This window comes from Flavobacterium hydatis (genome assembly GCF_000737695.1).
Lineage (GTDB): Bacteria > Bacteroidota > Bacteroidia > Flavobacteriales > Flavobacteriaceae > Flavobacterium > Flavobacterium hydatis.
This window is the reverse complement of sequence record NZ_JPRM01000020.1, coordinates 13,371-33,096: the sequence shown is the minus strand read 5'-3', so window position 1 is coordinate 33,096 and position 19,726 is coordinate 13,371. Positions and strand designations below refer to the sequence as shown.

The 19,726-nt window shown below is 32.4% G+C and carries 18 protein-coding genes; 10 read left to right on the top strand and 8 right to left on the bottom strand.

Translation table 11 applies throughout. From position 1 onward, the window contains the following. Window positions 1-76: 76 nt before the first annotated feature. The 3 genes from IW20_RS13395 to IW20_RS13385 all read right to left on the bottom strand — a co-directional run bounded on the left by IW20_RS13395 (window position 77) and on the right by IW20_RS13385 (window position 3,611). Window positions 77-844, bottom strand: coding sequence for a carboxypeptidase-like regulatory domain-containing protein (locus IW20_RS13395; RefSeq protein ID WP_035623131.1), 768 nt, complete (start codon window positions 842-844; stop codon window positions 77-79). 88 nt (window positions 845-932) lie between these two features. Beyond that, window positions 933-2,828 (bottom strand): DEAD/DEAH box helicase, encoded by a 1,896-nt coding sequence (locus IW20_RS13390; RefSeq protein WP_035623129.1) that lies wholly within the window; start codon window positions 2,826-2,828, stop codon window positions 933-935. A gap of 207 nt (window positions 2,829-3,035) precedes the next feature. Beyond that, window positions 3,036-3,611, bottom strand: a complete 576-nt coding sequence (locus IW20_RS13385; RefSeq protein WP_035623127.1) for a non-canonical purine NTP diphosphatase — start codon at window positions 3,609-3,611, stop codon at window positions 3,036-3,038. 749 nt (window positions 3,612-4,360) lie between these two features. Between IW20_RS13385 and IW20_RS13380 the strand changes: the two genes are divergently transcribed. The 3 genes from IW20_RS13380 to IW20_RS13370 all read left to right on the top strand — a co-directional run bounded on the left by IW20_RS13380 (window position 4,361) and on the right by IW20_RS13370 (window position 6,453). Then, the gene (locus IW20_RS13380; protein WP_035623125.1) at window positions 4,361-4,774 is read left to right on the top strand and encodes a hypothetical protein; all 414 of its coding nucleotides are present in this window, start codon (window positions 4,361-4,363) and stop codon (window positions 4,772-4,774) included. A gap of 206 nt (window positions 4,775-4,980) precedes the next feature. After that, window positions 4,981-5,757, top strand: coding sequence for a hypothetical protein (locus tag IW20_RS26605; protein ID WP_205625912.1), 777 nt, complete (start codon window positions 4,981-4,983; stop codon window positions 5,755-5,757). Beyond that, window positions 5,758-6,453, top strand: coding sequence for a hypothetical protein (locus tag IW20_RS13370; protein WP_035623123.1), 696 nt, complete (start codon window positions 5,758-5,760; stop codon window positions 6,451-6,453). Between the two features lie 95 nt (window positions 6,454-6,548). On the opposite strand, the gene IW20_RS13365 is transcribed toward IW20_RS13370, so the two are convergent. Further along, window positions 6,549-8,066 (bottom strand): FMN-binding glutamate synthase family protein, encoded by a 1,518-nt coding sequence (locus IW20_RS13365; protein WP_035623121.1) that lies wholly within the window; start codon window positions 8,064-8,066, stop codon window positions 6,549-6,551. A 48-nt stretch (window positions 8,067-8,114) separates the two neighbouring features. Beyond that, window positions 8,115-8,918, bottom strand: coding sequence for an NYN domain-containing protein (locus IW20_RS13360; RefSeq protein ID WP_035623119.1), 804 nt, complete (start codon window positions 8,916-8,918; stop codon window positions 8,115-8,117). 205 nt (window positions 8,919-9,123) lie between these two features. On the opposite strand from IW20_RS13360, the gene IW20_RS13355 reads away from it, so the two are divergent. From IW20_RS13355 to IW20_RS13335, 5 genes are all read left to right on the top strand, one after another. Beyond that, window positions 9,124-9,573: an RrF2 family transcriptional regulator gene (locus IW20_RS13355; RefSeq protein WP_035623117.1), complete on the top strand. Its 450-nt coding sequence runs from the start codon at window positions 9,124-9,126 to the stop codon at window positions 9,571-9,573. A 25-nt stretch (window positions 9,574-9,598) separates the two neighbouring features. Further along, window positions 9,599-10,120: an azurin gene (gene azu / locus IW20_RS13350; RefSeq protein WP_035623115.1), complete on the top strand. Its 522-nt coding sequence runs from the start codon at window positions 9,599-9,601 to the stop codon at window positions 10,118-10,120. A gap of 92 nt (window positions 10,121-10,212) precedes the next feature. Continuing rightward, complete coding sequence (locus IW20_RS13345) at window positions 10,213-12,450, top strand: nitric-oxide reductase large subunit (protein WP_035623113.1); 2,238 nt, start codon at window positions 10,213-10,215, stop codon at window positions 12,448-12,450. 15 nt (window positions 12,451-12,465) lie between these two features. Next, window positions 12,466-13,188, top strand: a complete 723-nt coding sequence (gene ric, locus IW20_RS13340) for an iron-sulfur cluster repair di-iron protein (protein ID WP_035623111.1) — start codon at window positions 12,466-12,468, stop codon at window positions 13,186-13,188. Between the two features lie 200 nt (window positions 13,189-13,388). Next, window positions 13,389-14,546 (top strand): hypothetical protein, encoded by a 1,158-nt coding sequence (locus IW20_RS13335; RefSeq protein WP_240478490.1) that lies wholly within the window; start codon window positions 13,389-13,391, stop codon window positions 14,544-14,546. A gap of 153 nt (window positions 14,547-14,699) precedes the next feature. Here the strand turns inward: IW20_RS13335 and IW20_RS13330 are convergent, their stop codons facing one another. From IW20_RS13330 to nirK, 3 genes are read right to left on the bottom strand one after another with little or no spacing between them, the layout of a single operon-like run. Further along, complete coding sequence (locus tag IW20_RS13330) at window positions 14,700-15,305, bottom strand: SCO family protein (RefSeq protein ID WP_035623108.1); 606 nt, start codon at window positions 15,303-15,305, stop codon at window positions 14,700-14,702. Between the two features lie 16 nt (window positions 15,306-15,321). Continuing rightward, window positions 15,322-16,092, bottom strand: coding sequence for a formylglycine-generating enzyme family protein (locus IW20_RS13325; RefSeq protein WP_035623106.1), 771 nt, complete (start codon window positions 16,090-16,092; stop codon window positions 15,322-15,324). A 14-nt stretch (window positions 16,093-16,106) separates the two neighbouring features. Beyond that, window positions 16,107-17,555 (bottom strand): copper-containing nitrite reductase, encoded by a 1,449-nt coding sequence (gene nirK, locus IW20_RS13320; RefSeq protein ID WP_035623105.1) that lies wholly within the window; start codon window positions 17,553-17,555, stop codon window positions 16,107-16,109. Between the two features lie 284 nt (window positions 17,556-17,839). On the opposite strand from nirK, the gene IW20_RS13315 reads away from it, so the two are divergent. Beyond that, window positions 17,840-19,102, top strand: coding sequence for an aminotransferase class I/II-fold pyridoxal phosphate-dependent enzyme (locus IW20_RS13315; protein ID WP_035623104.1), 1,263 nt, complete (start codon window positions 17,840-17,842; stop codon window positions 19,100-19,102). A gap of 131 nt (window positions 19,103-19,233) precedes the next feature. Next, window positions 19,234-19,701 carry a hypothetical protein gene (locus IW20_RS13310; protein ID WP_035623184.1) on the top strand — a complete coding sequence of 156 codons (468 nt, stop codon included), beginning with the start codon at window positions 19,234-19,236 and terminating at the stop codon, window positions 19,699-19,701. Window positions 19,702-19,726 lie beyond the last annotated feature (25 nt).

Sequence of the window (19,726 nt, the reverse complement as noted above, 5' to 3'; positions counted from 1 at the left end):
TGCTTAATATTGGCACAAAAAAAATCCTCAACTACTTTTGGTAGAGAGGATTTGCTTTTTATTGTTAAAAGTAATTTTAATTACGTTTAAGTATTTTATATTGTTCGTAACAACCGCTTATGGCATCCATTATTTGTAAGTCATTTGCCGATTGTATAAAAGAGTCAGAGTAGTTACAACGTTTTAAAATCTCAGGAATTTCATCTTTGCTTACTCCAAGAAGTACAGCTACAGTTTCCCTGTCAAACTTAGATTCTAATAAGTTACGTACAGTATCGTCTTTTTTCATTTCCTTGAGCTTCTTGAGCTCCTTGGGGTTTTTTCCGAAAAAGTTATAAAGTACATCGGTTGGATTAAAGATAGATCCCAATACTTTACCAAAAGCATTTGGCGAATATTCTCCAGCTTCATATCCTTGAGTTAATCCTGAAATACTATATCTATAATTTTCTTTTGCAGGAATCAGTTTAGAGTCAACTTCCAGATAACCAGTTAAGTTAAAAGGGCGTATGATTACCTCTTCAAGAGCAATTGCTTTTTCAGTAAGCTGAATTTTTGTGACTTTATTTTTTATCCAGTCATTAGTAACACGAATCCTTAAGGATTGGAATCCTAAAATAGAGAAGTGTAAAGTATCATTTGGTTGTACATCAATTTCAAAATATCCTTTAGCATCAGATGTAGCACCTCTTACCTTATTAAGGTTAATGATGTTTACGCTAGAAAGAGGAAGTTTTGTGTTGTCGTTAACAATGTAACCAGATACTCGTTGAGAATGCTCAGTGTCTTGAGAAAACGCGGTCGCGGAAAGTACTAAAAATAAGAAAACTACAAAATATTTCATAAACTGATTTAAAACTTTAAAAGTAGTAAAACAGGATTAAATATTTTGTAGTCTTCAAGTATAATTATAAGAAAATTAACAATGAGTGTTAATCTCTTCTTGGTCTTCTTGGTCTTGATGAATCACCAAAGCTTTCAGAACGTCTTGGAGCTCTATCAGAACCACCTTCGTTTCTTGGAGCCGAGCTTCTGTAACCACCTTCTCTTGGAGATGAGTTTCTGTCACCTCTAAAACCACCTTCTCTTGGAGTAGAATTTCTGTCGCTTCTAAATCCACCAGAACCTTCTCTTCTTGGGCCAGAACTTCTTCCGCCACCGAAACCTCCACCAGAATTTCTTCCGTTATGGTCACGTCTTCCACCACCGTCATTTTTAGAAATTTCAACATTAATACGACGTCCTTCTAATTGTACGTTGTTTAATACTTCCATTACTTTTTCAGTGTGCTCAGGATCAGTGTTAAAGAAAGAGAAGCCTTCTTTTACATCTACTTTGAAAACGTCATCACGACCTAAGTCTAATGTTTCTTTCAAGTAATCTTTTAATGACATCCAATCAAAATTATCTCTTGATCCAATGTTTACGAAATATCTTGTTGCACCACCGTTATTGTTAGGTCTTGCAACACCATCTCTATCGTCACGTCTGTCAGAACCAGATGATTGATTAGAGATATCTCTGTTCTTTTTGTAATAAGCAATAAAACGGTTAAATTCAACAGAAACCATTTTCTTGATTAATTCTTCTTTAGATAATCCTTCTAAAACATTGTTAATAGCAGGAAGATAGTTGTCAATTTCGTGATCAACCTCAGTATCTTTAATCTTGTTTGCTAAGTGCAATAATTGAATTTCGCAAATTTCGATTCCAGAAGGAATAGTTTTTTCTTCAAACTTTTGTTTGATGATTCTTTCGATAGAAGAAATTTTACGTAATTCACTTTTAGTAACAATTACGATAGAAGTTCCTAATTTTCCAGCTCTACCAGTACGTCCAGAACGGTGATTGTAAGTTTCAATTTCATCAGGTAATTGGTAGTTTACAACGTGAGTAACGTTATCAACATCAATACCACGTGCAGCAACGTCAGTAGCAACAAGCATCTGAATTTGTCTTCCACGGAAAGATTTCATTACACCATCACGTTGTGCCTGAGATAAATCTCCGTGTAATGCAGCTGCGCTGTATCCATCTTCGATTAATTTTTCGGCAACAGCCTGAGTGTCTCTCTTAGTACGACAGAAAACTACAGAGAAAATGTCTGGATTAGCATCAGCTAAACGTTTCAAAGCCTCGTAACGATCACGTGCATTTACTAAGTAAAATTCGTGAGATACAGTTGAAGAACCTGAGTTTTTAGCTCCAACAGTAATTTCTAACGGCTCATGCATGAATTGTTTTGCAATTCTAGCAACCTCTTGTGGCATAGTTGCAGAGAACAACCATGTGCTTTTTTCGTCTGGAGATGTTGATAAGATGTTTACGATATCTTCGTAGAATCCCATGTTCAACATTTCGTCAGCCTCATCAAGAACGCAATAGTTGATTTGAGAAATGTTTACCAATCCTCTGTTAATCATATCTTGCATTCTACCTGGAGTAGCCACAATAATTTGTGCTCCTCTTTTTATGTCTCTAGCTTGTTCTGTAATACTAGCACCACCGTAAACAGCCACTACATTAATACCTTTTTCGTATTTAGAGTAGTTTTTAATTTCGTTAGTAATCTGTAAACAAAGCTCGCGTGTTGGAGATAAAATTAATGCTTGTGTATTTCTGTTGTTGGCATCAATTTTCTGAATTAGCGGAAAACCAAAAGCTGCCGTTTTCCCTGTCCCTGTCTGAGCCAACGCAACCATATCTGTGTCTTTTTCCAATAATAGGGGAATCGCTTTCTCCTGTACTTCGGTCGGATTTTCAAATCCTAGATCTAAAATCGCCTTCAGTAACGATTCACTCAATCCTAATTGTTCAAATTTATTCATATGTATTTTTAAAATAGGGTGCAAAATTACTGTTAATTATTCAGATAAACTAATGCTATTTTAAGAATTGTATATTTATTATGATTTGATTATCAAATAGTTATATTTGTGATTAAGTATTTTATTATCGACTTTTTAGAAAATGTTGCAAAAAAACGTCTAGAAATTTAAATTTCAGACTCTAAAATGTTGCATTTTAAACAATTATTAAACTAGGTTAAGAAAATCAATAAGTTGTTGCGTTGCTTTTCCGCGATGACTTATTTTATTTTTAACCGTTAAGGGCAATTCAGCAAAAGTTTCTTCATAGCCTTCAGGCTGAAAAATCGGGTCATAGCCAAAGCCTTGATCTCCTTTTTTATCCTGAGTAATATTTCCATTAGCAATTCCTGTAAATAGGTGTTGTTTCCCGTTTAAATTTAATGCAATCACAGTTTTAAAATGAGCCTTTCGGTTAGAAACATTATTCAGTCCTTCTAAAACTTTATTCATATTATCATCAGAGTCGCGTTGTTCTCCAGCATATCTAGCCGAATATACTCCTGGTTCTCCATTCAGAGCACTAATCTCAAGACCAGTATCATCGGCAAAACAGTCGTAACCATAATTTTTGGTTACATAATCGGCTTTAAGAATAGCATTACCCTCAATAGTATCGGCAGTTTCAGGAATATCTTCGTGACAACCAATATCCTCCAAGCTTAATATTTTTATACTACCGTTTAGAATACTTTGTATTTCCAGAATTTTATTTTTATTGTTCGAAGCAAAAACGAGATTCATTATATACTAGGTGTAATTAAAATGATATTCATACAAAGTTACAAAGTTTTCGCGGGATTTTACGTTTGTAGTTTTTTATGGAGCTATTCCCGCTGTACACTATATCTTTTATGTTAATCCCGATTAACATCGGGATAGTCATAAAAGGATGTCGTTCCCATCAGGGCTAGAGAAATTTGAATTGAAATTTTATCAGGTTCTTTGTAGTCTTGATTCAAAATTTTATGAAAGATATTTAGCATATAGAATCTAAAATCTAAAATCTACTGGTTTGTACACACGAGTAGAGGCGTACCGCAGTGCGTCCCCATAATCAAAATCACACAAAAAAATCAGCATAACCTTTGTCAAAGAAAGAAACTTCCTTTGAAATTTCGCCAAGTTTTTTATTAAAACAATCATCATTTTGATTTTTGAAGTAAAGAAAACTCAAACTATATTAATAGCTCGACAACAGATTGCAAGCACAAATAACATGTTGTAAACATTGCCAACGGTTTCAACCGTTGGAGCGTAATATATTATCGTAATCTGTATCACACGGTTGAAACCGTGAGCTATGATTAAAATGGGTAGTGATAGTTTTAAGAAAAACTTCTTTGGTTCAAAACTTTGTTAAGGGTTTTCCACATCACGATATTTAACCAAACTAAAGTGATTGCTCTGGTCATTAATAAGTATTGTGTATGAAATATAATTAGATTATGTTTGAATTAATGATTTATTGATTCAACTCAAAAAGAAAAATTATGATTAAGAAAATTATCCAAATCTCATCTGCTATCGCTATTGTATTGTTATTAGTAAGTTGTAAAAACACTAAACAAAAGCTTCAGGAATATGTTATAACATATAATACAAGTATAGCGCCAAGTTTTAAAGGTGAAAATATTACCGGTACAACAGCTAGAGGATATTTAGAAGATAATAAAATTGAAATAAGAATTGAAACTGATTTAGAGCAAAACGAATCAAATAAACAGAAATACAGCAATGCATTTCCTGTTTTATTGGCTGAAATGATTAAAAAAGATCAGCTTCCTAAAGAGTTAATCGAAGAGGGAGTATCTTTTCATACATACTTTTTGGCTAAAGACAATACAGTCCTGTCCAAAGTGATAATTAATAAGGAAGAATTAAAAGAGTTATTAAAAGAAAAGTAAACTTATAAAATAGCCTAAAAACTGAAAAGCCTCTTTGTGTTAACAAAGAGGCTTTTTTATCTAGCGTTTGGTAAGTTTCTGTAATAAAGTAAAATCGTTATTATTCTGACCTATGTATCATTTTAAAATAGTAGATAATACATAATTGTGTAAGTGAAATATTAAATTACATTTGCGGGATTAATTTTGTTAAAAAAACATAAACTATGAGTAAGCATTTTATCAAAATTATATTTGTTATTGTTTTTCCACTTTTATTATTGAGTTGTAAAAATACGAAGCAGAAAATTCAAGAATTTGTTGGTTCGTACAATCATGCAGCCGTACTTTTTAGAAATGATGTTATAACTTCTACTTCAGCTAAGGCATTTTTAAAAGATAATAAAATCGAGGTAAGATTTGAAACTAATTTAGAACAAAATGAATCTAATAAGTCAAGTTATGGTTTGATATTTCCTGATATGATGATGACAATGCTTAAAAAAGATAAGGTTTTTATAGAATTGATTGATGAAGGTGTAACTTTTGACATGTATTTTTTGGCTAATAATTATGATATACTTGCCCAATTTAAGGTTGATAAGAAAGAATTAGAAGAGCTTTTTAAAATGGATTCTATAAATTCGGATAAAAAAATAGTAAACTCACATTCTAATCTCGATCCGATGCTACAAGAAATGTTAGCAATAATAAATGCAAAAGCGCCAATTAAAAGGGAAGACGGAACTAAAATATTAAAAATTGATGCAAATGAAAAAAATGAATTAGTTTTTAAAATAGAAATTCCAAATGAGTTTGTTGAATCAATGAAAGGGGAGGCTTCTAAAATTGTTTTAAAAGACGATATTTTGAGGAATCCTAATTTAAAAAATATAATTAGTAAGGTAAAAGACTACGGTATTGTTAATGTTATATTCGAGTACAAGAATACTAAAGGAGAACTGGTTAACACAGTTGTTTTAAACGAAAAAGATTTTAAATAAATGGATGAAAGACCTGTTTGGAGAACTGTTTTAGGTGTTGTAATAACTTTATTTTTTGTGACTAAAACAATATATACTTGCTCTCATACAAATAAAATAAATACTATAAATCCCGTTGTTAATACTTTTATTGAAAGCCAAGATATTCAAAGAAATGAACAAGAAAATAGTAATCGTATTAAGGCTGTTTTAAAGATAAAATCAAATAATATCTTATATAGTAGCTATGAAAGTTTAGATAGTTTACCATATTCAGAAAAAGAGGCATATGGGGTGTTGAAGCTTAAAAAAGATTCATTAGTATATTTAGATTTATCAACACAAATAAAAATACCGAAAGATTTTTATTTTCAGAATAATCACGATGATTCGTTGCAAATTGCATTTAAGTCACCTAAAAACCTAAATGTATTTGTTCATAGTTTCGAATCAAAAGAAGATGTGGAAACTAATTTTAAAAGGATTAAAGTATATAATAATTTACAAAAGTTTAAAGTAGAAAATACAATAGGGGTAACTAAGACCATTTCTTATAAAATTTCCAAAAATGAAACCAAATATAATGGCTATGCTTTATCTTTTACATCGAAAGGTTTTAATGTTTTTATAGAATTTGAAAGTCAGACATTGCCTAAAGAAAAACTAAAAGAAACAGCATTAGATTTCTTACTATTAAATTTGAAGCAGAAAAAATAAATTCTTTTATAGTATTATATATTGTTAGTTTTAATGATGTAGTACAGTTTGTAAATGAAAAAGCCTCTTTGTTTATACAAAGAGGCTTTTTTTATCTAGCGTTTGGTAACGCTTGTTAAGTTATCTGGGAAATATAGTTCCGATAAATTGGTAAATTCATCACCACGCATAAAGATATTGATATCAACATCAGAGAAGCGTGTTTTTCCTGCAGCTGCCAATAATTCATTTGCCGAATGCAATGTGTTTTTATGAAAATGATATACTCGGTCCGATTTATCAGTAACGACTAAACCTTTCATTAGCATTTTGTTTTGTGTTGCAACTCCCGTAGGGCATTCGTTATTATGGCAACGTAAAGCTTGTATACATCCTAACGAGAACATAAAACCTCTGGCACTATTACACATATCTGCACCAAGCGCAACAGCGTGTAAGATAGAGTATCCAGAAATGATTTTTCCGCTACCTATTACTCTCATCTTATCTCTAATGTTTAGAGAAATCAATGTTTTGTTTACAAAAATCAAAGCAGGTTCAAACGGCATACCCACGCCATCTGCAAATTCTAGCGGAGCTGCACCAGTACCGCCTTCAGCACCATCTATAGTAATAAAATCAGGAAAACAATCTTCACTTATCATTTCGTGGCAAATGTCTTCAAATTCTTTTGTACTACCGATACAAAGTTTAAAACCAATAGGTTTACCTTCTGATAAATCGCGTAAGCGGGCTACAAAATGAACTAATCCTTTTGCATCAGAAAATGCGCTGTGGCTAGGAGGAGATAAAATTGTTGTATGAGGTTGAACTCCTCTTATCTTGGCTATTTGTTCTGTGTTTTTAGATGCAGGAAGTACACCACCATGTCCAGGTTTTGCACCTTGTGATAGTTTAATTTCTATCATTTTTACATTTGGAAGTAAAGCTTTCTCTTTAAATTTTTCTCCATCAAAGTTTCCATTTGCATCACGGCAACCAAAATATCCTGTACCTATTTGCCAAGTAACATCACCGCCACCAGCAAGATGAAATTCTGTAAGACCACCTTCACCAGTATTTTGGTAAAATTTTCCTTTTTGTGCACCTATATTTAAAGCACGAACAGCATTCTCGCTTAGCGAACCAAAACTCATTGCTGATATATTTAATAAAGAAGCTAAATATGGTTGCTTACAATCTTTTCCGCCCACAAGAACACGAGGTAATTCTTCATTTACTTTAGCAGGAAAAATTGAATGTTTAATTCCTTCGTAACTATCGTGATTAAGATTTAATTGTGTCCCAAATGGGGAACTTGAATCTATGTTTTTGGCTCTTTGATAAACTAAGGAGCGTTGATTTCTTGAGAAAGGTTTACCATCTGTAGATCTTTCGATGAAGTATTGCTGAATTTCAGGTGCAATCATTTCAAATAAATATCTGAAATAACCCAAAACAGGGAAGTTTCTTAAAATAGCATGTTTTGTTTGTATTGTATTATAAACACCGATGATTAATAATATTGGAATAATTATAAGGAGTAAGAAACCACGTCCTGACTCAGAATAATGATAAATTGCTGCAACAACTAGAAACAATAAGAATCCGTAGATAAAGAATTTTTTTCTCATGTTTTTGATTTTTAATTTGAAAAGTATAAATGTAAATTGTGAAATGTGTTAGCTGTATCTCAAGCGAACATAATTATGCTTGATTCCTTTTTTATCGGAATCTCTTTCGTCTATTTCTAGAATATCGGTTAAGGATTTTAGCATCGGAGTTAATTTTGAAAATCCATAATTTCTAGGGTCAAATTCTGGTTTTTTCTTTACCAAAAGATTACCGATATCTCCTAAAAATGCCCATCCATCATCATCGCCAATTGCTTCAATTGTATCTTCGATAAGTTCAATTGTCTGAAGGTCGATTTTATTTAAAGGCTTTTCGGTTTGTTTTTCAGGTTGTTTTCCTGTTGGTTTTTCAACAGGTTTTTTAGAATCCGAAGCGGTAGGTTTTGGTTCTTTCTTTTTGATAGCTCCATCTAATACCTCAATATATATAAAACGATCACAGGCTACAATAAATGCACTTGGTGTTTTCTTTTCGCCAATACCGATTACTTTCATACCCGACTCACGTAGTCTAATTGCAAGTCTAGTAAAGTCACTGTCGCTAGAAACAATACAAAAACCGTCTAGTTTACCCGAGTATAATAAATCCATCGCATCGATAATTAATGCCGAATCCGAAGAGTTCTTTCCTACGGTATAACTATATTGTTGGATAGGGGTAATGGCATGTTCTAGTAAAACACTTTTCCAACCGTTTGCATTAGGCTTAGTCCAGTCGGCATAAATACGTTTAGTTGTAGGAGTACCAAATTTAGTAATTTCCTCCATCATCCCTTTTACATTACTATACGGTACATTATCAGCATCGATAAGTACAGCAAGTTTCAATTCTTTGGTGCTGTTTAAAGACATTTTATGGTTTTACAAAATTATAATCTACCAAAGATAAAACTAAAATTAGTTTTTATGAGAACTTGCTTTATAATATGTGTTTCTTAATAATTAAATTATTCTGGTTATAAATAAGGTAAGATTTTATTTTAAAAATCTATTAAAGATAAATTTGTCTTTTAATGTGTTTTTAAATATATTTGTATAAAATTTAATAAACTAGTTTATGTTTTCAAAAGCCTGTGAGTATGGCATTCGCGCCTCGATATTTATTGCTACAAAATCATCACAAGGAATTAGAGTTGGGATAAAAGATGTGGCTAAAGAAATAGATTCTCCCGAGCCATTTACTGCCAAAATAATGCAGATTCTAACCAAAAACGGAATCATAGGTTCAGCAAAAGGTGTGGGTGGTGGATTTGAAGTTTCTAATGAAGCTGTTAAATCTATAAAACTAATCCAGATTGTTGATGCCATCGATGGAGATAACATATATAAAGGTTGTGGTATTGGCCTAAAAGAATGTTCAGAGAAGCGTCCTTGTCCAGTACACAATGAGTTTAAAAAAATACGGGAACTATTACTAGAAATGCTCACGACAACAACATTAGAAGAGCTTGCTCTAGGAGTGAAATCTGGAGACTTCTTTCTTAAAACATTAAATAAAAACGATTAATATTATATAATTTAAATACATAAAAATGAATAAAAAAGTCAAAATTTCGATTGTAATGCTAATGGGATGTTTAGCAATAACTTCTTGTGGAAAAAAAGAAGCAGCGCCAACTACTGAATCTACAGAGGTAAGTGAACCAACAACAGAATCAGAAGGAGTAACAGAGGCTGTTACTAATGTTTTAGTTATAGAAGGAAATGACCAAATGCAATTTAATACCAAAGAGCTAAAAGCAGTTGCAGGAAAACCAATTACGCTAACATTAAAACATGTAGGTAAAATTGCTAAAGAAGCTATGGGACATAATTTGGTTATTTTGCAAGAAGGCACAGATGAAGCGGCTTTTGCAGCAAAGGCAGCTGCAGCAAAAGATACAGACTATATTCCAGCTTCAGAAAAAGCTTCAATTATTGCACATACTAAATTACTTGGTGGAGGAGAAGAGGATACTATTGAATTTACTGTAGATAAAAAAGGTACATATAACTTTTTATGTAGTTTCCCAGGGCATGTTGCCATGATGAAAGGGGTATTAATTGTAGAGTAATTAATTAACTCTAATCCTAAAATATTGGGTTAGAGTTTTTTATTAAACTAATAAAGGATAAAAAAGTCTTTTATTGATGAAATTTTAAAAAAATGAAAAGAGAAAAAAAATTATGGATAGCATTTGCTTTGGTAATGACCATATCCTTTGCTGTTTTGGGATACTATGGTTATGAAATTTACCAACAAGCACCACCAATTCCTAAACAAATAGTTTCAGATAGCGGAAAACTTATTTTTTCTGAGGATGAGATTAAAGACGGACAAAATGTTTGGCAAAGTATAGGAGGACAAGAGGTAGGATCTATTTGGGGACACGGTGCTTATGTAGCGCCAGATTGGACTGCCGATTGGTTACACAGAGAAGCTATGTTTATCCTAAACAAATATTCAAAAGAGGATTTTGGAAAAGAATTTAATGACTTAGATAAAGAAAAACAAGCAGCACTTAAAATACGCTTGCAAAAAGATTTGAGAACAAATCGTTACGATGAAAATTCACAAACACTTACAATTTCAGAAAATAGAGTTGCAGCAATCCAATATCTCAGCGAATATTATCAAGGACTTTTTACCAATGATCCTAAATTTGATAAATTAAGAGGTGACTATGCAATTCCTAAAAATTCAATAAAAGACGAGGCAAGAATGCATAAAATGAATGCATTTTTCTTTTGGGCAACTTGGGCAACAGTAACACAACGTCCCGATTCGGATATTTCATACACACACAACTGGCCATCAGATGAATTAGTTGGAAACAATGCCACAAAAGAATTACTTGCCTGGTCGGGTGTTAGTATTATTTTACTGATTTTCAGCATTGGAATCTTAGTATTTTATCATGCAAAATCGGGTGAAGAAGAGGAGTTTCCGCTTCCTACCAAAGATCCAATAATTAATCAAGGCATGACTCCATCGATGCATTTAATAAAAAAATATTTTTGGGTCGTGAGTTTGTTGATGATTTTACAAATGGCTTTAGGAATAATTACAGCTCATTATGGTGTAGAAGGGAATGGATTATATGGTATTCCAATAGATCAAATTTTGCCATACGCAGTTACACGAACTTGGCATACTCAATTAGCCATTTTTTGGATAGCAACAGCTTGGTTAGCAACAGGATTATACATAGCTCCGGCAGTTTCAGGAAAAGATCCTAAATTTCAATGTTTTGGAGTAAACTTCTTGTTTATAGCTTTATTAATCATTGTTTTGGGTTCAATGGTAGGACAATGGTTTGGAGTAATGCAAAAACTAAACTTGGTACAAAACTTTTGGTTTGGACATCAAGGTTATGAATATGTAGATCTGGGACGTTTCTGGCAGATATTCCTTTTAGTTGGATTGTTCTTGTGGTTAGCATTAATGATACGTCCGTTAATACCTATTTTGAAGAAAAAAACAGAAGAAAAAAATCTAATCATTTTATTCCTGATTTCTTGTACAGCAATTGCTATGTTTTATGGAGCAGGATTAATGTGGGGAAGACAAACCAATTTAGCCATTGCCGAGTATTGGAGATGGTGGGTTGTTCACTTATGGGTAGAAGGATTCTTTGAAGTATTTGCAACAGTTGTTATCGCCTTTTTATTTGTTCGTTTAGGATTGTTAAAAACTAAAACAGCAACTTTAAATGTATTATTTGCAACAATAATCTTTATGTCGGGTGGTATTTTAGGAACTTTCCATCACTTATACTTTTCAGGAACACCAACCGCTATTATGGCATTAGGAGCTTCATTTAGTGCGCTAGAAGTTGTGCCACTTACGTTAATAGGTTTTGAAGCATATCAAAATTATAAATTGTCAAAATCTACACAATGGATTATTGATTACAAATGGCCAATATACTTTATGATTGCGGTTGCATTTTGGAATTTTCTTGGAGCTGGAGTTTTCGGATTCATAATTAACCCGCCAATTGCATTGTATTATGTACAAGGTTTAAATACTACGCCACTTCATGCACACACAGCATTGTTTGGTGTTTACGGAATGTTGGGAATTGGTTTAATGCTTTTTGTTCTAAGAAGTTTATACAGACATATTACCTGGAATGAAAAACTACTTAAAATTACTTTTTGGTCATTAAATATAGGGCTGTTTTTAATGGCTGTATTGAGTTTGTTACCAATAGGAATTTGGCAAGCTATCGAAAGTATTGATCACGGTATGTGGTATGCACGTTCGTCAGAGTTAATGCAACAACCTACAATGATTACTTTAAAATGGATGCGTGCAATAGGAGATTCTATCTTCGGAATAGGAATTATAACTACGGTTTGGTTTGTCTTTGATTTGACATTAAAAAATAAAAGAAAATAATAAAATAAGAATATCATGGAAAATTTACAAAATAAAACAATAGGAGCATTTGTAGCTGAGGATTTTAGAACAGCAGCAGTATTTTCAAAATATAAAATAGATTTTTGTTGCAAAGGAAACAGAACCATCGATGAGGTTTGTGCAAAACAAGAAATAGACTCTAAAGTTTTGCTAAAAAAAATTAAAGAAGCCTTATCTGCGGAGGATACCAATACAATAGATTTTAATTCTTGGCCATTAGATTTATTGGCTGATTATATCGAAAAAACACATCATCGTTATGTAGAGGATAAATCGATTATCATAATGCAATTCCTGAATAAGCTTTGTAGTGTTCATGGCGGGAATCATCCTGAATTGTTTAAGATTAACCAATTGTTTACTGAATGTGCAGGTGAATTGGCTCAACATATGAAAAAAGAAGAGTTGATGTTATTTCCTTTTATAAAAAAGATGGTTAAAGCAAAAGAAACAGACGAAGCTTTGGCACAACCTCCTTTCGGAACCGTATCAAACCCAATTGCAATGATGATGCATGAGCATGATGCAGAGGGAGAACGCTTCCGCGAAATTGCCAGCCTAACAAATGATTACCAGGCACCAAGCGACGGATGTACTACTTACAAAGTTACTTTTGCAATGCTAAAAGAATTTGAAGAGAATTTACATACACATATTCACCTAGAAAATAATATCTTATTTCCTAAAGCAATGATTCTGGAAAAAGAGTTCTCTTAAAAAGTAAGAATGTATAATTGATTGAAAAAAAATGCACCGATAAATTAATTACCATCGGTGCATTTTTGTTTCTATAAATATGAGATTAGAAATATTTTGAACTACTTTTAATTTAAATAAAGATGAAATTATTGTCTAAAATGAGTTCGCAAAAAAGTTGGGTTGTATGTTGCTTTTTTAATTTTTTAATAGCTTCGCTTATGGGGTTATTAATGCGGTATGTCTATTTATTTCCATTAAATATAAATTACAGTTTTTTGCTTCATGCACATTCTCATGTAGCGATGTTGGGATGGGCTTATTTGATGATTTATGTTTTAATCGTTCGCTTTTTTATTCCAAAAGAAAAAAGTCAGAAACCAATTTATAATCGGCTATTTTGGATTACCGAATTTGCCGTTATCGGTATGATGGTAACTTTCCCAATTCAGGGGTATGCTTTGTTTTCGATTATATTTTCTACAATGCATATTGTGTTGAGTTATGTCTTTTGCTGGTTAGTTTGGCGAGATGGTTTTAAAGATAAAAAAAGTGACCATAAACTTTTATTGACAGCAATTTTATTTATGATATTCTCGACTTTCGGAGTTTGGTGTTTAGGACCAGCGGTAAGTATGTTGGGTAAACAAAGTGCCTTTTATCAAATCGCCATTCAGTTTTTCCTGCATTTTCAGTTTAATGGTTGGTTTTTATTTGCGGTTTTGGCTTTGTTCTTAAAGCAATTCGAGAATAAAATAGAAAAAAAATCATTCAAGAGATTCTTTCCTTTACTTATTATAGCAACAATTTTGACCGTTGCATTTCCTGTAAGTTGGTACGTCGAGAACAATCTTTTAAGATGGATTAATACTTTGGGAGTTCTTTTACAATTAATTACTTTTGTCTATTTCTATAAAATGCTAAAACCTCAAATAAGCTGGTTTAAAGCTAATTTAGATTCAACGACTAAAATCGTATATGGTTTAGCTTTGTGTTCTTTATTCTTGAAAATAGGCATACAATTATTGGTTTTAATACCTAATCTAGCTGAAGTTTCACATCAAATTAGAAGCTTTATAATTGGCTTTATTCATTTAACAACTTTAGGTATTATCACAGGATTTTTGCTTGGTGTATTAATTCAGAATAAGTTGCTTTCGCATCAATCAAATGTGCTGAGAACAGGAATAAAATGCTTCATTTTTGGATATATAATGACCGAAGTATTATTGTTTATTCAAGGAGGATTTCTTTATTTTGGTAAAGGTGCGCTTTGGGGATATTATGAAGGAATTTTTGGAACGAGTGTTCTTATTGTTGCTGGATTAAGTTTGATTACGGTTTCAATTATTAAAACTAAAAATACTTGTTCGGAATAAAATTGGTCTTGTTTTCTGGCGACAGATTAACTTTGTAAACTTTGCGTAATTGTGAACTTTGCGGTTAATTCTAATCCTCAAACATATTATAAAACAAAAAACAAGGGTCGATTAATTAAAATCTTCCCTTGTTCTTTACGAATTAATTGTAACCTATTTAATTTTTTCTGCTTCCAGATTTATTCTGTCTACTGTTTTATCATTGTTTACTCCCAAGCCTTCTTGTTGGTAAATTAATTCTCCATCAGGATTAAAAACACTTATAATATTGGAGTGTGAGAAATCTATCGGAGATATCTTTTTATAATTAACGGCAAGAACGGCTGCAAATTCTCTAGTATTATCTTCTGTGGAGCGTAAGAAAATCCACGGGGCATTTTCCATTTTATTAGCAATGGCAAATGCTTTTAATTTTTCGGGAGTATCCGTTTCGGGATCAATACTTACGAGAATAAGCTTTACGTTTTTCTTTGTTTCTTTATTTAATCGAGATTCTATATTTCTCATGTCAGCAACCAATCGAGGACAAGCCGCTTTACAAGTTGTATAAATCATTACCATAACGAGAACATTTCCTTTTAGGCTCTTTAGTTCAATGTTTTTTCCGTCTTGCGTTGTCCATTCAGAAGGTAAATTATAAATAGATAAATCACTAATTGGTTTGTCTTTTGCAGCTTCCAAACTGTCTTCTTTTTTAGATTCTTTACAACTTTGCAAAGCAAAAAGAAGAATGAAAATTGCCATTATTGTTTTTTTCATTTTAAATGATTTAAAATTAAAGCTTTGTTGTACTAGCACATCTAAAACCTAGATTTCGGGTTGAGTATTGTGCTTTAAGACTTCCTCTAAAAGCGTATCGCATAAAAGCGGCATAATCCATTAAGTCGGATGCATTTACAGATGCGCCTCCACAAAAAAGGTTCTTATCGTCGCTTTTGTCTTTTCTGGACTCTCCGGATAAAAATATACTATTAAAATCTGAAGTCCATTCCCATACTAAACCATGCATATCGTAAACGCCCCAATAATTTTTGAACGTTTGTCCGATAGGATTTTCATACGTTTTTGATTTCTCGTACCAGGATAAAATATATTTATTGAATTCTTTTTTAGTTCTGGCGTCAATCTTTTTTTCATCTGCCATAGCAACATATTCCCATTCATCCATAGTAGGTAATCGTTTTCCTTGACATTCGCAATATTTCTTGGCAGCAAACCATGAAACACTGGTTACGGGAGATTTAGGATTTGAACTTCCGAAATCGAAATCTGATTTCCAATAAGACAGATAACTTTTGTCGGCAAAAAGTCCTTTTATTTTAGATTTGCTATAGCTTGGATTTTTTTTGAGGAAACTCAAAAACTCATTATTTGTAACAGGATAAACATCTATAAAAAAAGGTTTTACAGTTACAGGTGTTTTTGTTGTAGCCCCGTAAAGAGGGACAAAGGAGCCCTCTTTTATCGGAACCATTTTCGATTCTTGTGCACTAATCATTCCCATATAGGACAAGAAAAGAATAATAATGAAAATGCTTTTTTGCATACTATTTGTTGTTGTTATCTTTGTGCTTTTACCATTTCGGGAGTAACATCTGTTTTATTATTTCCCCAACTATTGTATATGTAAGTCATAACATTGGCAATCTCATCATCAGATAAATTCTGACTTGGCATAACATTGTTGTATTTTTTACCATTTACAGTTATCTCACCACTTAAGCCATGCAGGATTGTTTTAATTGCTCGTTTAGGATCTGCGTTAAGATAATCTGATTTTGCAAGAGGAGGAAACGTACTAGGAATTCCTTGCCCTTCAGATTGGTGACAAGCAAAACAAGTTGTGCCAAAAATCTCTTTTCCAATTTTTACTTTTTCTGCTACCGTTCTTTTAGGAATTGCAGCATTTGCTGTTCCGTTATTAGGCATCTTCTGGATTGTTCCTCCTTCTGGTAAATAAATACCTTCTTGGATAGTTCCAGAGTATATGTTTTTGTGTTCAGCGCCTTCTACTTTTAATATTCCTAGTGCTCCTTTATTAAATGCTCTAAAAATAGAGTGGTCTACTAAGATGAAGCTTCCAGGAGTTTCTACTTTAAAGTCAACTATAGATGCTCCACCAGCAGGAATTAGTGTAGTTTGAACATTTTTATTAACCATACTTCCGCCTTCTACATGTACTTTATCAAATATTTCACCAATAACGTGGAAAGAAGATACTAAGTTTGGTCCACCATTACCAACAAATAAACGTACCGTTTCGCCAACTTTTGCAGTAAGTTCACCTCCATTTGTTAATGATCCAACTTTTCCATTAAACACTACATAATCAGGTGTTTCTTTTACGGCTTTATTCATATCAAAAGGCTGAAGTCCTTGCGCTCCATATTCACCTTGAGTGTAAAAATCACCTTGCATAACGTAGTATTCTTTATCTACTGGAGGAAGTCCACCTTCTGGCTCTACCAAAATCAAACCGTACATTCCGTTTGCAATGTGCATTCCTACAGGAGCAGTAGCACAATGGTAAACATATAGTCCTGGATTAATTACTTTGAAGCTAAATACTTTTTCATGTCCAGGAGCTACTAGTGATGATGTTGCTCCACCACCTGGGCCAGTAACAGCATGTAAATCGATATTGTGTGGGAGTTTATTATCGGGATGGTTTTTTAAGTGAAATTCGACTTCATCACCAACACGAGTTCTAATAAAACTTCCTGGAACAGAGCCTCCAAACGTCCAATAGGTATATTTTACACCATCAGTCATAGTACCTTCTTGTTCTCTGATTTCCATATTGACTTTTAGTTTCATGGCAGGTCGGTTACCAACAGGTTTTGGTACCATTGGTGGAGCTGTAAGTTCAGCTTCCATTTCTCCATCAGTTTTAATATCTGTGTAATTTGTTGATCCTTCTCCTTTTTTACAAGAAGCTAATAACAGCATTGCAAAAGTTGCACAAAAAAATAGTTTTAATTTTAAGGGCATTTTATAGTTCTTTTTCATAATAAGTTGGTTTATTTTAGTTTTAAATCTTTAAACAAAGATAAAAGACTGTTTTGTCTTTTATTATGATAAAAGTCATGTTACTTATATAAGTTGTGATTTAATTTTGCATTAATAATTATGTTTAATCTTGTTAAAGATACGGCTTTAAAATAGAGTTAATTTTTTAAATATTGATATTCAGAATATTTTTTAATAAAAATAAATGGCAAACTCTATTTTCGAATAATAATCATTATTTTTGCACGCTGTTTAAATTAAAATTATTACTTCAAAATATATTTATGGTAAAAGATTTATTCGAAAGAATTCAAAACAATAAAGGACCATTAGGAAAATGGGCTTCTCAGGCAGAAGGATATTACGTTTTTCCAAAGTTAGAAGGTGAGTTGGGTCCTAGAATGAAATTTCACGGAAAAGATATCCTAAACTGGAGTTTGAATGACTATTTAGGATTAGCAAATCACCCAGAAGTACGTCAGGCAGATACAGATGCAGCAATTAAATTTGGTGCGGCATACCCTATGGGAGCACGTATGATGTCTGGGCACACAACATATCATGAACAATTAGAAAATGAATTGGCTGATTTCGTAATGAAAGAATCTGCTTATTTATTAAATTTTGGTTACCAAGGAATGGTATCTATCATTGATGCTTTGGTTACTAAAAACGATATTATCGTGTACGATGTAGATTCTCACGCTTGTATTATTGATGGTGTACGTTTGCATATGGGTAAACGTTTTACATACAAACACAATGATCTTGAGAGTATGGAGAAAAACCTGCAACGTGCTACAAAAATGGCACAAGAAACAGGTGGAGGTATTTTATTTATTACCGAAGGTGTGTTTGGAATGCGTGGTCAACAAGGGAAATTGAAAGAAATTGTTGCTATGAAACAAAAATACAATTTCAGATTATTAGTAGATGATGCACACGGTTTTGGTACACTTGGTAAAACAGGAGCTGGAGCAGGTGAGGAGCAAGGAGTTCAAGATGATATTGATGTTTACTTCTCTACTTTTGCAAAATCTATGGCAAATATTGGTGCTTTCGTAGCGGCTGATAAATCTGTTATTGATTATTTAAAATACAACTTGCGTTCTCAAATGTTTGCAAAAGCATTACCAATGATTCAAACAATTGGATCGTTGAAGCGTTTAGAGTTACTACGTAATTCATCTGAAATTAAGGATAAACTATGGGTTAATGTAAATGCATTACAAAATGGTTTAAAAGAAAAAGGATTTAATATAGGTGACACAAATACTTGTATTACTCCTGTTTATTTAGAAGGAAGTATTCCGGAGGCAATGGTAATGGTTAATGATTTAAGAGAAAACTATGGTGTTTTCCTTTCTATCGTAGTATATCCAGTAATTCCAAAAGGTATTATTTTGTTAAGAATGATTCCAACAGCTTCTCATACTTTAACTGATATTGATGAAACACTTACAGCTTTTGAAGCTATTCGTGAGAAATTGGTAAACGGAACTTACAAAGAAATTGCAAGCAGAACTACAGTTGATGTAGATGCATAAAAATATCCGCTAATATTCAATTGAATAAGTGGGAATTATATAAAAGAATCCATTCGTTATGCGAATGGATTTTTTTTGTTTAAAGTTTTTATACGCTATATTTAACATTCAAACTTTTAAACGAAATGATTATGAAAAAAATAATAGCAATAATAGGAGCTGTTACATTGGTATTGGTTTCTTGTAAAAAGGATAAACCAGAAGAAATAATCCCTGATACAGTTGAATCTGCAAAAATAGAAGAGTCGGTAGGAAAGCAATGTTTTCAATCAATAACTAATAAGGATACGATTGTATTAACTTTAAATACAAACTCTCATAATGAAGTTGATGGGCAGCTGACTTATGAAATTTACGAAAAAGACAAAAATGAAGGAACTATAATTGGCAATATAAAGGGTGATACACTTATTGCCGATTATACTTTTAAATCCGAAGGAGTTTCGTCTATAAGAGAAGTTGCTTTTCTGAAAAAAGCAGGAACTTTTATCGAGGGATATGGGGATCTTATAGAAACAAATGGTAAAATGGTGTTTAAAGACAAAAAGAGTTTAAAATTTGATTCAAAAATGACCTTAACAAAGGTTGATTGTAAATAGTTTGAAATTTGAGAGGATAAAAAAA